Source organism: Pseudomonas sp. zfem004, from assembly GCF_032621715.1.
GTDB classification, from domain to species: Bacteria; Pseudomonadota; Gammaproteobacteria; order Pseudomonadales; family Pseudomonadaceae; genus Aquipseudomonas; species Aquipseudomonas sichuanensis.
On record NZ_JAVYJF010000003.1, the window covers coordinates 22157 to 36549 of the forward strand.

The window sequence follows — 14393 nt, forward strand, 5'->3', positions numbered from 1 at the left end:
GGGCTTGCCCCGCGAGAGGCCGACAATCAGGAGCGAAGATACCGATGCCCCAGCAACCTCTCGCCACCCTCTACCAGCAGCTCGACCAGCACCGCCCCGAGTCCCTGGAGGCGCTGCTTACCGGGGTGGTCTGGCTGCTGCCGATGCTCGACGTCATCGCCAACGCGGCGATCTTCATCAAGGACGAGCAGGCCCGTTACGTGCTGGCCAACCGCACGCTGGTACAGCGCTGCGGCCTCAAGCAACTGCAACCCCTGCTGGGCAAGACCAGCGCCGAAGTCTTCCCGGCCCGGCTCGGCCCCGGCTACACCGAGCAGGACCGCCGCGTGCTGGAGCAAGGCTTGGTGCTGGAGGACCAGCTGGAGCTGCACCTGTACGGCAGCCGCGAACCGGGCTGGTGCCTGACCCACAAGCGCCCGCTCCATGATCGCGCCGGCAGGATCATCGGCCTGGTGGGTATTTCCGTGGATCTGCAATCCGCCGCCGACACCCACCCCGCCTATCAGCGCCTGGCCGCGGTGGACGCGCATATCCGCGCGCATTTTCACCAGCCGATCAGCATGGGCGAGCTGACCCGTATTGCCGGGATTTCAGTGGCGCAGCTGGAGCGCTACTGCAAACGGGTGTTCCACCTGACGCCACGGCAGATGATCCACAAAGCCCGCCTGGAACACGCCCATCAGTTGCTGCATTCGGACCTGCCGATCACCGAGGTCGCCCTGCGCTGCGGCTACACCGACCACAGCGCGTTCAGCCGCCAGTTCCGGCAGCTGACCGGGTTTACCCCGAGGCAGTATCGCCAGGCGACAGCTCAGGAAGGTTGAAACAGTGCCTTGGCCTCGGCGAAGCACTGCTCGGCAATCGCCGAGCGTGGCTCGCTACGGCGTAGCAGCAGGCCCACCGGACTGTGGATGCTGGCGTCGGCCACCGGGATGATCCGCAGGTGCGTGCTCAGCTCCTCCAGGCCGCAATCCAGCGGCATGATCGCGCAGCACACCCCGGCATTGATGGCCTGGATCAGCTGGAAGGTCGAGTCGCTTTCCAGTACCGAATTGGGCTCAAGGCCACGGCTGCGGAAACTCAGATCCAGTGACTGGCGGTAGTGCATGCCCTTGCTCAGCAGGCCAAGCGGAATTTCGCCGAGTTGGTCCCAACGCAGGGTGTCGGCGTCGAACTGAAAATGCCGGGTGTCGTGCAGCAGGCCCATGGTGGTGGTGCTCAGCTCGATCACTTCGAAGAAGCTGGCATTGACCTGGTCGAGGTAGCAGATGCCTAAGTCCAGCTGGTTGCGCGACAGGCCGTCGATGATCTGCTCGGAGCTCAGCGACGACAGCTGGAAGCTCAGCTCGGGGTATTTTTCGCGCAGCGGCAGCAGCAGTTGCATGGGGTTGAAGCTGGCCAGCGGCACGGTGCCCAGGCGCAGGCTGCCGACCACCTGGCCACGGCAGCTGGCGGCCTCGGCCTGCAGGCCATCGTGGGCGGCCAGCAGGGTACGGGCCCAGGCCAGGATGCGCTCGCCGGCCTCGGTGAAACCCTCGAAGCGCTGGCCACGCTTGACCAGCACCAGGTCCAGCTCGTCTTCCAGGTTGCGCAGGCGCATCGAAAGGGTCGGCTGGGTGATATGGCACAGCGCTGCGGCCTGGCCGAAGTGGCGGGTCTGGTCGAGGGCAATGAGGAACTTGAGCTGCTTGATGTCCATGGTGCGGCCTGGCGAGCGGGGTGGCGGGTTCGGCGACCTTAACCAACTCCGCGCGGGCTGGCCAATCTTTAATGGTTACCGGTCGATAGAGGCCCTTGATCGGTTGGTTCGCCGTATCGATTGGACGCAGGCCGAGGCTTGCCTCTAACGTGGCCGCGAGGCCAATCACGGAGCAGAACCCAATGAGTGTCAAACCGGACGCGGTGTTCGTACCACTGAACATCGCCGTGCTGACCGTCAGCGATACCCGCAGTTATGCCAACGACACCTCCGGCGAGCTGCTGGCCAGCCGTGCGGTGGAGGTCGGCCATCGGCTGATCGCACGTGAGCTGCTCAAGGACGACCTGTACAAGATCCGCGCCCAGGTCGCCACCTGGATTGCCGATGAGCAGGTCCAGGTGGTGCTGATCACCGGCGGCACCGGCTTTACCGGCCGCGACAGTACACCCGAAGCGGTCGAGTGCCTGCTGGACAAGCGCATCGATGGTTTTGGCGAGTTGTTCCGCGCGTTGTCGATCCTTGATATCGGCACTTCGACCGTGCAGAGCCGGGCGCTGGCCGGGTTGGCCAACCGCACCCTGGTGTGCTGCCTGCCGGGGTCGACCGGGGCGTGCCGCACGGCGTGGGAGGGGATCCTGGCCGAGCAACTGGATGCCCGGCACCGGCCGTGCAATTTTGTGGCGCATCTGAAGCCGATCGAGTTGTGCGAAAGCCGCGGTTGATGAGCAATGCTGTTCACTTGAGATTGCTGGGGCCGCTTTGCGCCCCTTCGCGGGTAAACCCGCTCCCACAGGATCACGCAAAGTCTGAATCGAGCGGGGTCCATGTGGGAGCGGGTTTACCCGCGAAGGGGCGCGCTGCGACCCCAGTTGGCTTGACTGACCGGCATCTTCAGGCCTTGCGCAAACGCAAACTGCGCCACAACGCCCCGACCATCAACACGCTGACCAGCGCCCAAGCCCATGCTTGCCGGTTTGCCAACCCCTCCTGGTACAACTGCGGCGCCACGCCCGCGCCAACGATGAACGCCAGCAACGCCACCTCCGCCCGAGGCGCGCGCACCGGGCGCAGCAGGTAGACCACCGCCGGCAGCAGCAGCGCCGCGCTGGGGAAGCTGCGATAGCGCGGGTCGAACACCATCGCCAGCATGCTCACCGCCGCCGCGAACCCTGCGGCCAGCAACCACTTGCCAGCATGGCCTTCAAGCCAGGCGAACAACCGCTGCCGCCAGCCATCGCGGCGGGCCAGGGCCAAGGCCGCCTGGGCCAGCACCAGCAGGTTGAGCCCGGCCAGCAGCACGGCCCACAGCCATTCGCCGGCAAATCGTGCATTGGTGCGCATCAGCTCGCCCCACAGCCCCAGGCTGCCGGCGCCCAGCGCGGCCAGCAGCGGCAACAGCAAGGCGGCGCGGGCATTCGCCGGGCGCCCGGCCAGGGCCAGGGTCGCCAGCAGCAACAGCAGCGAGGCCAGCAGCCATTGTGGCCACAGCGCCAGGTTGCTCACCGGCCCTTCGAGCACGCCCTTGTCCTGGCGGTCGGCGTCGTACAGCCCCCAGTAGCCGCCCACCGCGCCTTCACTGGCGCGCTTCCACGGCTGGTCGAAGGCTTCGATCAGGTTGTAGTGCCAGCCATTGGCCTCGGCCAGGGCGACGAAACCACGAATGAAACGCGCCTCGTTGACCCGGCTCGGCACCGCCGTCTCGCGCTGGCGGCCCTCGCTTGGCCAGCCGGTTTCGCCGATCAGGATGTCCTTGGGCGCAAAGCGGTTGCCAAACACCTGACGCACGTCGGCGACATGCGCCAGGGCCGCATCGATGCCACGCGGGTCATCCTCCCAGTAAGGCAGCAGGTGGATGGTGAGGAAATCCACCGCAGGCGCTATCTGCGGGTGCTGCAGCCAGAACTCCCAGACATCGGCGTAGGTAACCGGCACCTTGACCTGGCTTTTCACCTGGTTGATCAGCCCGGCCAGGCGCTCGCCGGTGACTTCCTTGCGCAGCAGCGCCTCGTTGCCGACGATCACCGCGCTGACCACGTCGGGGTTGGCGTTGGCGGCGGCAATCAGCAGCTCGACTTCCTTGTCGGTGTCCACCGGGTTGGCGTTGACCCAGGCCCCCAGCATCACCTTCAGGCCGTGCTTGCGAGCCAGCGCCGGGATGGCTTCAAGGCCGGTCATCGAGTAGGTGCGGATGCACTGGAAACGCTCGGCCAGCAGTGCCAGGTCGGCGTCCATGCGCGCCGGGCGCAGGCGAAACGGCTGGTCGAACGGCGACTGGTCCTTGTCGAACGGCGTGTAGGAGGCGCACTGCAGTTTGTGGCTGGGGCTGGCGGCGTCTGGCAGGTGCACCGGCTTGCCGAGGCCGTACCATAGGGCGCCCAGGCCGAGGAGGGCGAGCAGGCAGGCGAGCAGGTAGGTCGTGCGCAACATCGGGCGGTCCATCGTCGGGTTCGTGAGCAGGGCCGCTGCGCGGTCCATCGCCGGCAAGCCGGCTCCCACGGGGAATCGCATGGACCCAGTGGGAGCCGGCTTGCCGGCGATGGGCCCGGTGCGGGCGAACCTGTGATAGTAGCCCGGCGCCAAGCGTTTGGCATGCAAGGATCGCGCAGGTCGGCGCGGGCTGCTGGCGCTAATGGCACAGTGCTGTCGCTGATCGTTCGCTAAAGGTCGCTGACAGAGCAGGTCGCCTGATGTGTCAGGTTGATGATGCAATCTCCAAGACCTGACGAGGGGATGCTTTGATGGCGACTTTTACAAGAATGCGACGTTTCCTGGGCGTGGGCACTGCTTTGGTACTGGCCATGAGCACGGCGCAAGCCATGGCCAAGGAAGTCAGCATCGGTTACGTGGATGGTTGGTCCGATAGCGTGGCGACCACCAACGTGGCCGCCGAAGTGATCAGGCAGAAGCTCGGCTACGACGTGAAACTGCAGGCCGTGGCCACCGGCATCATGTGGCAGGGCGTGGCCACCGGCAAACTCGACGCCATGCTGTCGGCCTGGCTGCCGGTCACCCATGGCGAGTACTGGGCCAAGAACAAGGACAACGTGGTCGACTTCGGCCCCAACTTCAAGGACGCCAAGATCGGCCTGATCGTCCCCGAATACGTCAAGGCCAACAGCATCGACGACCTCAAGACCGACCAGAGCTTCAAACAGAAGATCGTCGGCATCGACGCAGGCTCCGGGGTCATGCTCAAGACCGAGCAGGCCATCAAGGATTACGACCTGACCGGCTACAAACTGACCGCCAGCTCCGGCGCGGCAATGACCGCCGAGCTCGGCCGTTCCTATGCCAAGCAGCAATCCATCGCCGTTACCGGCTGGGTGCCGCACTGGATGTTCGCCAAGTGGAAGCTCAAGTTCCTTGAAGATCCCAAAGGCGTGTATGGCGCCGCGGAAACGGTCAACAGCATCGGCAGCAAGGAACTGGCCACCAAGGCCCCGGAAGTGGCCGAGTTCCTGAAGAAATTCCAGTGGCAGTCCAAGGATGAGATCGGCGAAGTGATGCTGGCGATCCAGGAAGGCGCCAAGCCGGAAGCGGCGGCCAAGGACTGGGTGGCCAAGCATCCGGAGCGGGTCAAGGAGTGGACCGGTAAGTAACGGCTGGCCGGAAGGTCCGATCGCGGGGCAAGCCCGCTCCCACGCTGTCCCCCAGGGGTAGGGCGTGGGAGAGGGCTTGCCCCGCGATGCTTTTGTGGTTGTTGCGAAATCTGTAAAACACCCTTGCATCTAAGACTAAGGTCGTCTGGTTGGCGTCCAGCGGCAGCATAAAGTGGAGTCGGGTTCTCCCTACATCTGTGCTGCTAGGACAAAAACAATGAACGACAGCATTTACCAATCGATACAGAACAGTCCGCGCTTCAAGGAACTGGTCACCAAGCGCGAGCGTTTCGCCTGGGTTCTCTCGGCAGTCATGCTCGGCCTCTACTGCGCCTTCATCCTCCTCATCGCCTACGGCCCACACCTGCTCGGTGCCAAGCTCAGCCCCGGCTCGTCGATCACCTGGGGCATCCCCCTGGGCGTCGGCCTGATCGTTTCGGCATTCGTGCTGACTGCCATCTACGTGCGCCGCGCCAACGGCGAATTCGACGAGTTGAACAAGGCAATCCTCGAGGAGGCCAAGCAATGATCCGTCATGCCAAAGCCCTGGCCGTCCTGGCCTGCGGCGCTTTCGCACCCGCCGTGTGGGCAGCTGATGCCCTGACCGGCGAGGTGCAGAAGCAACCGCTGAACGTTGCCGCGATCGCCATGTTCGTGGCCTTCGTCGCCTTTACCCTGGGCATTACCTACTGGGCCTCCAAACGCAACAACTCTGCCGCCGACTACTATGCCGCCGGTGGCAAGATCACCGGCTTCCAGAACGGTCTGGCGATTGCCGGTGACTACATGTCGGCGGCCTCGTTCCTGGGTATCTCGGCCCTGGTGTTCACCTCGGGCTACGACGGCCTGATCTACTCCATCGGCTTTTTGGTCGGCTGGCCGATCATCCTGTTCCTGATCGCCGAACGCCTGCGCAACCTGGGCAAGTACACCTTCGCCGACGTTGCCTCCTACCGCCTCGGGCAGAAGGAAATCCGCACCCTGTCGGCCTCCGGTTCGCTGGTGGTGGTGGCGTTCTACCTGATTGCGCAGATGGTCGGTGCCGGCAAGCTGATCGAGCTGCTGTTCGGCCTCGACTACCATGTTGCGGTGATCCTGGTCGGCGTGCTGATGTGCCTGTACGTGCTGTTCGGCGGCATGCTCGCCACTACCTGGGTACAGATCATCAAGGCCGTGCTGCTGCTGTCCGGTGCCAGCTTCATGGCGCTGATGGTGATGAAGCACGTGGGCTTCGACTTCAACACCCTGTTCTCCGAGGCGATCAAGGTGCACGCCAAGGGCGAGGCGATCATGAGTCCGGGCGGCCTGGTCAAGGACCCGATCTCGGCGTTCTCCCTGGGCCTGGCGCTGATGTTCGGTACCGCCGGCCTGCCGCACATCCTGATGCGCTTCTTCACCGTCAGTGACGCCAAGGAAGCCCGCAAGAGCGTGCTCTACGCCACCGGCTTCATCGGCTACTTCTACATCCTGACTTTCATCATCGGCTTCGGCGCGATCCTGCTGGTCAGCACCAACCCGGACTTCAAGGACGCCGCCGGCGCCCTGTTGGGTGGCAACAACATGGCGGCGGTGCACCTGGCCGATGCCGTGGGTGGCAGCATCTTCCTCGGCTTCATCTCGGCCGTGGCCTTCGCCACCATCCTGGCGGTGGTTGCCGGCCTGACCCTGGCCGGTGCCTCGGCGGTGTCCCATGACCTGTACGCCAGCGTCTGGCGCAAGGGCAAGGCCAACGACAAGGACGAGATCCGCGTGTCGAAGATCACCACCATCGCCTTGGGCGTACTGGCGATCGGCCTGGGGATTCTGTTCGAGAAGCAGAACATCGCCTTCATGGTCGGCCTGGCCTTCTCCATCGCCGCCAGCTGCAACTTCCCGGTACTGCTGCTCTCGATGTACTGGAAGAAGCTGACCACCCGCGGCGCCATGATCGGCGGCTGGCTGGGGCTGATCAGCGCGGTGGGCCTGATGATCCTCGGCCCGACCATCTGGGTACAGATCCTCGGCCACGAGAAAGCCATCTACCCCTACGAGTACCCGGCGCTGTTCTCGATGCTGATCGCCTTTGTCGGTATCTGGTTCTTCTCGGTAACCGACAAGTCCAAGGCTGCCGAAGACGAACGCGCGCTGTTCTACCCGCAGTTCGTCCGCTCGCAGACCGGCCTTGGGGCCAGCGGTGCGGTTTCGCACTGATCCAACCCTTATATGAAAAGCGCCCCGCTTGCGGGGCGTTTTTTTTGTGCGCTGAAAAGTAGGGAAGGTGGACTCGATCTTAGGAAATTTCTTGTTTGATTTAGGACGCATCGTGCATTCGGGGCCAGGGGCAAGGTGAACAATGTGCCACCAAGGCCCGCAATGGCCGCCTCGCGCGTCTACTCGTACTGCGAGCCAGCAAACCGCTCAACGAAGAGGACAACGCCATGCAAAAAGCCCTCGTGGTGGACGATCACCCTTTTATCCGCGCCAGTGTGTGCCTGCAGTTGCGTCAGGAGCGCCTGGACATCATCGGCCAGGCCGACAACGGCGTCGATGCCGTGCAGCTGGCCCGCGAGCACACTCCCGATCTGGTCATCCTCGACATCATCATGCCCGGCCTGGATGGGCTGCAGGTCATGGCCCGGTTGCGGGCGCTGCCACAGCCGCCGAAGATCCTGGTGCTCACCTCGCAGTTGGCCGAGTGCTTCTCGTTGCGCTGCATGAAGGCCGGGGCTGCCGGCTTCGTGTCGAAGTCCGATGATCTCTGCGAGCTGAGCAAGGCGGTGCTGGCCCTGCGCTCGGGCTACAGCTATTTCCCCGAGGTGTCGCTGAGTTCGGTAAACCGCCAGGACATCCACGCCAGTGAAGCGCAACGCCTTTCCGGCCTCAGCGACCGGGAAGTGATCATCCTCCAGCACCTGTCGCGGGGCCTGAGCAACAAGGCCATCGGCGAAGCCATGCTGCTCAGCAACAAGACCATCAGCACCTACAAAGCCAGGCTGCTGGACAAACTACGGGTCGGTTCGGTGATCGAACTGGCCGACGTCGCCCGTCGCAACCTGCTGATCTAGTGGTCATCCCGTGGGGCTGATACACAGGGGGCTGCTGGCTGTGTTGTTGTGTTGCGCACCGCTTCTGGCCGCCGATCAACTGCCGCAGTTGCACGGCCGCTCGACCTTCTCCGGCCCCCGGTTGACTCCGGACGAAGCGCAGTTGCGCTGGCTGTGGGAGCGACAGCAGCTCCGGCTGGCGGTGGTGAGGCCGGACAACCCACCGCTGGACATCCTTGGCACCGGGCGCGACTACCAAGGGATCAGCGCCGACTATGCCGGGCTGCTGGCCGGGCACCTGCAGTTGCCCGTGCAAATCCGTGTGTATGTTTCGCTCGATGCCGCAATCGAGGCGTTGCGGGCGCATGAAGTGGACCTGCTGGCCAGTGTGACTGCCCGGCAGGCCAGCGATGCCGGCCTGCGGCTATCGCAACCCTATGCGCAAGACCTGCCAGTGGTGGTGCTGCGAGAGGATGAACCAGCGGCCGATGTGCCTTTGCGCGTGGCCATGCGCGAAGGTTACCGCAGACTCGACAGCGTACTCGCTCGATATCCTCAGGCGAAGGTCCAGGTATTCCCTTCCACCCGTGCAGCACTGGGTGCCTTGGCCTTTGGCCAGGCCGATCTTTACCTGGGGGGCGCACTGGAAAGTCAGTACCTGATCCGCAAGGGGCTGGTCGGGCCGCTGGAAGCCTTCGACAGCCCCGGGCTGGAAAACCAGCCGCTGGGGTTCGCCATGCATCCGCACGACACGCCGTTGCACGGCCTGGTCGATACGGTGCTGGCCAGCATCGAGCCGCAGGAGCATGCGCGCATCCGTCGTCGCTGGGGCGGGCAGGGGGTGGTGGAGCGCGGCTCGCTGCAACTGAGTGACAAGGAGTCGAGTTGGGTACAGGGCCAGGGGCCGTTGCGGGTGCTGCTCAACGATCAGTACCCACCCATCAGCTACCGCGACGGAGAGGGGCGTTTGCGCGGGCTGGCGGTGGATGTGTTGCAGCGCATTGGCCGGCGCACCGGCCTGACCTTCGACCTGGTGGCCGGCGGTACCCTGGAGCGCATGATCGAGCGTACCGCCCGGGGCGAGGCCGATCTGATCGCCGGTGTTACGCCCAGCAATGAACGTGAGCAGCACCTGGCGTTCAGCCGCAGTTTTGCCAGTTCGGCGCAGGTGTTGGTCACTGCGGACAACGGCAACGCGGTATCTACCCTGGAGCAACTGACCGGACAGCGCCTGGCTGTGACCCGCAGCGGCTATCCCAAGGCGTATTTGCGCCAGCACTATCCGGACATCCACCTGGTCGAGTCCGATGGGCCGGTGGATGCGGTCTGGCGCGTGGCCAGCCGCCGTGCCGATGCTGCGCTGGTGCCCATGATCGGTGCACGGGCGTTGACCGAGCGGCTGGCGCCGACACGCCTGAAGATCAGTGCCAGCCTCGCCCTGGAGCCGGCCTATTTCGCTTTCGCCAGCCCACGAGGCGCGCTGGAGCTGCAGGCGATCCTCGACAAGGCGCTGCTCAGCCTGTCTCCCCAGGAAATGGACGCATTGGCCCGCCGTTGGCGCAGCGAGGTGATCGTTGCCGACAGTTTCTGGCAACGCTATCGGCAGGAGGTACTGCAAGGTTTTGCCGCAGTCGCCCTGTCGCTGTTGCTGGCACTGGCCTGGGTCCGCTACCTGCGCCGGCTGGTGCGGGTGCGCGAGCAGGCCGAGCGCGAACTGGCCGACCAGTTGGTTTTCATGCGCGTGATGATCGACGGCACACCACATCCGATCTACGTCTGCGACCAGCACGGCTGCCTGCTGACCTGCAACAACAGTTACCTGCAGGCCTTGCAGGTCAGCAAGGCGGCGGTCATTGGCCAGCCTTTGGGCCAGAGTGAGGCACTGGCTTGGCAGGGCGCCTGGCGCGAGGTGCTGGCCAGCGGCCGGGTGCATGTCGAAGACCTGCAGGTCAGCCTGGGCGAAGGTCGGCAAAGGACCCTGTCTCACTGGATGCTCCCTTACCGCGGTCTGCGTGATGGCCAGGCCGGGGTGATCGCCGGCTGGATCGATGTCACCGAACGCCAGCACCTGCAGGTGCAGTTGCAGGCGGCCAAGGATGATGCCGACAGCGCCAACCAGGCCAAAACTCACTTCCTCGCCACCATGAGCCATGAGATACGCACGCCGCTCAACGCCGTGCTGGGTATGCTCGAACTGGCCTTGCGCAAGGCCGAGCAGGGGGTGCTCGACCGCTTGTCGATCGAAGTCGCCTCGGACGCGGCGCGCAGCCTGCTCGAGCTGATCGGCGACATCCTCGACGTTACCCGCATCGAAACCGGTCACCTGCAGTTGGCGCCGCAGCCGGTGTGTCTGCAACAGCATGTGGCCGAGGTGGTGCAACTGTTCGAGCAGCAGGCACGCAGCAAGGGGCTGCAACTGCTGCTGGAGCTGGAGGGGCCGGCGGACGCCGAGGTACTGCTCGACCCGCTGCGCTTCAAGCAGATCCTTGCCAACCTGCTGAGCAACGCGATCAAGTTCACCCACCGTGGCAGTGTCCGGGTAAGCCTGCGCAGCGCCGTGCAGGTAAGTGCGATGGCGGTCGAGCTGACCGTGGAGGACACCGGTATCGGCATTCCCGAGGCGGAGCTGTCACGGCTTGGCGGGCTGTTCTGGCAGGCCAGCAACAACCGCCAGTCTGCACGGCGCGGGGCGGGGCTGGGCCTGTCGATCAGCCGTACCTTGTGCGAGTTGATGGGCGGGCACATGCACCTGCGCAGCACCTTGGGCGTGGGCACGCGGATCGATCTGGCACTGCGGCTCGAGCGGGTCAAGGCCCGCGAAGCGCTGGCGGCGCAGGAGGCGCCCGACGCCCTGCTGGCAAAGAGTGAGAGCTTGCGGGTACTGGTGGTCGATGACTATCCGGCCAATCGCCTGCTGCTGGCCAATCAGCTGGGCTACCTGGGCCATCGCGCCAGCGTTGCCGAAGATGGCGCCCAAGGCTTGCGCGCGTGGTTGCAGGGCGATTTCGATGTGGTGATCAGCGACTGCAACATGCCCGTGCTCGATGGCTACACCCTGGCCCGGGCCATTCGCCTGCACGAGCGCCGGCAGGGGCGCCGGGCCTGCCGGGTGCTGGGGCTGACGGCCAATGCGCTGGTAGGTGAGCGCCTGCGCTGCGAGCGTGCTGGCATGGATGCCTGCCATTTCAAGCCGTTGGGGCTCAAGGCCCTCGCCCAAGCACTGATGGGCATGCCGCGGGTGAGTGACGATGCGCCCGTCGCCGTGGGCGACGGCTTCGACCTGAGCAGCCTGGAGCGTCTGACCGGGGGCGACCAGCAGGCGCTGGACGCGCTGCTCAATGACCTGCTGGCCAGCAACCGCAAAGACCTTGGCCAACTGCTCGGCCATGGCGAAAACGAGGATCTGGGGGCACTGGCTGCGCTGGCTCACCGGATCAAGGGTGGGGCGCGCATCATTCGCGCCCGCAAGGTGATCGAGGCCTGCGAGCAGGTCGAGCGCAGCTGTGCCGGCGGCACGCTCCCGCCCGGGCAACTGGAGGCCGTTTGCCAGGCGCTGAGTGAGCTTGAACGGGTGTTGCAGCGCTACAGCACACAGAACAGCGCCGCACGTGACAGGCACGTCGGTCAGAGTTGAGCAGCGAGAGGTGGAACATGGAGGTAGACGGGTTGCGGGTGCTGGTAGTCGAAGAGCACCGCTTCCAGCGGGTGATCGCGGTGAAGACCTTTGGTTACCTGGGATGTGCCGAGGTGTTGCAGGCACAGGATGCCAATGAAGCCCTGTTAGGTCTGCAGCAGACCGGACGGGTCGATCTGGCGGTGTGTGCCCTGACGGGCGGGAGCGACGGCAGCATGGATACCCTGGAGTTCCTCCATCGGCTGGGCAAGGCCAGGTTGGCGGGTGCGGTGCTGTTGACCAGCAGCCTGAGCCCGAGCATGCGCCGCGGCGTACAGCAACTGGTGGAGCGGCTAGGCATGCGTTTCATCGCCGACATGGATCCGCCCTTGTCGGTGGAGATGCTGCGCCAGTGCCTGCCGAATCCGCTTCCGCCGGATACCGCCTCACCCCGCCCGGCGGTGCTCTGGCCGGGTGAGGAAGGGGTGCGCCGCGGCATGCGCGACGGGCAGTTCACGGCGTTCTATCTGCCCAGTTTCGACCTGCGCGACGGGCGCATCACTGGCGTTGACCTGATACCGTTCTGGCACCATCCGCTGATGGGGGTGCTGGCACCGGAGATCTTCCTGCCCGTCGTGGAGCGTTGTGGCTTGCTCGATGAACTGGCGTTGCTACTGCTTGAGCAGGGCCTGGCGCTGCACAGCGAACTGCAGGGCGAGGGGCGCCGGTTGCGCATCACCCTGCGCCTGCAGGGGCCGCAGTTGCGGGGCCGCTCGCTGGTGTTGCGCATACGCACCTTGCTGCACCAGCAGCGCTTCGACATGCGTCACCTGTGCTTCGAGCTGAGCGGGCGCAGCCTCTACCACATCACCGTGGTGGAGCTTGAGAACTTGCTGCGCCTGCGGGCGCTGGGCTGCGAGCTGAGCCTGGCCGAGTTCGGCAGCGACCAGGCCGGCAGCCAGCTGTTGTGCCAGTTGCCGTTCACCCGGATCAAACTGGCCGAGCGCTTCATTCGCGGCTTGCCCCACGAAGCCCGGTGCCGTGCGGTGGTGCAGCATTGCCTGAACCTGGCGCTGGCCCTCGAACAGCACCTGACGGTGGTCGGGGTCTCCAGCGCAGAACAGCACCTGGCCTTGCTGGGGATGGGCTGCGAGAGCGCCCAGGGCGACTACCTCGCCCTGCCGCTGGACCGCGAGGCGCTGTTGCGGCGCCTGCGCGGTGATTTGCGCCTGGTGCCGCCGCGTGGCTAGGTCAGATATGCCCCAGCAACACCAGGATCAACAGCACCACCAGCACCACGCCGACGATGCCTGAAGGGCCATAACCCCAACTGCGCGAGTGGGGGAAGACTGGTAAGCCACCGATCAGCAGCAGGATCAGGATGATGATGAGGATCGTGGTCATGGCGGAGTCCTTGCGTGGTTGGGGGTCAAGGGCCGCGGAACAATGCTGGCCGCTCTTAGTTTCCGACCGGTGCGCGCCGGTAAAGATTCAATCTGCTGTCGGTACACGCCGGCCAGTTCCCCGGCGTCGCCCGATACCCTCACATTCAGCGGCCTGATGCCACACCGGCGCAGCCCTGCTTGTCGCTAGACTGCCGGGCATTCCCACTGTTCAGGACAAGGCAGCGACCATGCACAAGCGAATGATGATCACCGGGGCCGGTTCCGGCCTGGGCCGTGAGATTGCCCTGCGCTGGGCCCGTGAGGGCTGGCAGCTGGCGTTGGCCGATGTCAACGAGGTGGGCCTGCGCGAGACACTGGAGCTGGTGCGCGCCGTCGGTGGCGACGGTTTTGTCCAGCGCTGCGACGTGCGCGACTACAGCCAGCTCACCGCCCTGGCCCAGGCCTGTGAACAGCGCCTGGGGGGCTGCGACGTGATCGTCAACAACGCGGGGGTGGCCTCGGGCGGCTTCTTCAGCGAGCTGTCGCTGGAAGACTGGGACTGGCAGATCGCGGTCAACCTGATGGGCGTGGTCAAGGGATGCAAGGCGTTCCTGCCGCTGCTCGAACGCAGCCGTGGGCGGATCATCAACATCGCCTCCATGGCCGCGCTGATGCAGGGCCCGGGCATGAGCAACTACAACGTGGCCAAGGCCGGGGTGCTGGCGCTGTCGGAAAGCCTGCTGGTGGAGCTGCGCCAGGTCGGGGTGGCGGTGCACGTGGTTTGCCCGTCGTTCTTCCAGACCAACCTGCTCGATTCGTTCCGTGGGCCGACCCCGGCAATGAAAGCCCAGGTGGGCAAGTTGCTGGAAGGTTCGCCCATCAGTGCTGCCGATATTGCCGAGTACATTCATGCACAGGTGGCCGCCGGCGAATTCCTCATCTTGCCCCACGAAGCCGGTCGCCAGGCATGGCAGCTCAAGTGCCAGGCGCCCCAGCGGCTGTATGACGAAATGGCCGATATGGCGGTCAAGATGCGCGCCAAGGCCGGCAAAAGTGCTGGTTGAGCCTAATGCC

The 14393-nt window shown here is 65.1% G+C and carries 12 protein-coding genes; 9 read left to right on the top strand and 3 right to left on the bottom strand.

Annotated features, from left to right (window positions below; translation table 11 throughout):
• Nucleotides 1-44 precede the first annotated feature (44 nt).
• Nucleotides 45-824: an AraC family transcriptional regulator gene (locus tag RTH46_RS03780; protein ID WP_153785847.1), complete on the top strand. Its 780-nt coding sequence runs from the start codon at nucleotides 45-47 to the stop codon at nucleotides 822-824.
• Here the strand turns inward: RTH46_RS03780 and RTH46_RS03785 are convergent.
• Nucleotides 812-1699, bottom strand: a complete 888-nt coding sequence (locus tag RTH46_RS03785; protein WP_153785848.1) for a LysR family transcriptional regulator — start codon at nucleotides 1697-1699, stop codon at nucleotides 812-814. The two genes, RTH46_RS03780 and RTH46_RS03785, sit on opposite strands and share 13 nt — an antisense overlap.
• A gap of 182 nt (nucleotides 1700-1881) precedes the next feature.
• Here RTH46_RS03785 and moaB point away from each other — a divergent pair, with 182 nt between their 5' ends.
• On the top strand, nucleotides 1882-2421 hold the full coding sequence (gene moaB / locus RTH46_RS03790) for a molybdenum cofactor biosynthesis protein B (RefSeq protein WP_110996342.1): 540 nt from the start codon (nucleotides 1882-1884) through the stop codon (nucleotides 2419-2421).
• A 169-nt stretch (nucleotides 2422-2590) separates the two neighbouring features.
• Here the strand turns inward: moaB and RTH46_RS03795 are convergent, their stop codons facing one another.
• Nucleotides 2591-4138, bottom strand: a complete 1548-nt coding sequence (locus RTH46_RS03795; protein WP_316905070.1) for a beta (1-6) glucans synthase — start codon at nucleotides 4136-4138, stop codon at nucleotides 2591-2593.
• Nucleotides 4139-4437: 299 nt separating this feature from the next.
• On the opposite strand from RTH46_RS03795, the gene RTH46_RS03800 reads away from it, so the two are divergent.
• From RTH46_RS03800 to RTH46_RS03825, 6 genes are all read left to right on the top strand, one after another.
• Nucleotides 4438-5298, top strand: a complete 861-nt coding sequence (locus RTH46_RS03800; protein ID WP_316905071.1) for a glycine betaine ABC transporter substrate-binding protein — start codon at nucleotides 4438-4440, stop codon at nucleotides 5296-5298.
• A gap of 217 nt (nucleotides 5299-5515) precedes the next feature.
• The gene (locus RTH46_RS03805) at nucleotides 5516-5827 is read left to right on the top strand and encodes a DUF485 domain-containing protein (protein WP_153785851.1); all 312 of its coding nucleotides are present in this window, start codon (nucleotides 5516-5518) and stop codon (nucleotides 5825-5827) included.
• Nucleotides 5824-7488 (top strand): cation acetate symporter, encoded by a 1665-nt coding sequence (locus tag RTH46_RS03810; RefSeq protein WP_110996338.1) that lies wholly within the window; start codon nucleotides 5824-5826, stop codon nucleotides 7486-7488. The genes RTH46_RS03805 and RTH46_RS03810 overlap by 4 nt, the downstream gene beginning before the upstream one ends.
• 227 nt (nucleotides 7489-7715) lie before the next feature.
• Nucleotides 7716-8342, top strand: a complete 627-nt coding sequence (locus tag RTH46_RS03815) for a response regulator transcription factor (RefSeq protein WP_110996337.1) — start codon at nucleotides 7716-7718, stop codon at nucleotides 8340-8342.
• 40 nt (nucleotides 8343-8382) lie between these two features.
• Nucleotides 8383-11955, top strand: a complete 3573-nt coding sequence (locus RTH46_RS03820; protein WP_316905072.1) for a transporter substrate-binding domain-containing protein — start codon at nucleotides 8383-8385, stop codon at nucleotides 11953-11955.
• 17 nt (nucleotides 11956-11972) lie between these two features.
• Nucleotides 11973-13184 carry an EAL domain-containing protein gene (locus RTH46_RS03825; RefSeq protein WP_153785853.1) on the top strand — a complete coding sequence of 404 codons (1212 nt, stop codon included), beginning with the start codon at nucleotides 11973-11975 and terminating at the stop codon, nucleotides 13182-13184.
• 1 nt (nucleotide 13185) lies between these two features.
• Here the strand turns inward: RTH46_RS03825 and RTH46_RS03830 are convergent, their stop codons facing one another.
• On the bottom strand, nucleotides 13186-13338 hold the full coding sequence (locus RTH46_RS03830) for a DUF3309 family protein (protein WP_110996334.1): 153 nt from the start codon (nucleotides 13336-13338) through the stop codon (nucleotides 13186-13188).
• A gap of 229 nt (nucleotides 13339-13567) precedes the next feature.
• Between RTH46_RS03830 and RTH46_RS03835 the strand changes: the two genes are divergently transcribed.
• A complete protein-coding gene (locus RTH46_RS03835; RefSeq protein ID WP_153785854.1) occupies nucleotides 13568-14383 on the top strand; it encodes an SDR family oxidoreductase in 816 nt (271 codons plus the stop codon).
• Nucleotides 14384-14393 lie beyond the last annotated feature (10 nt).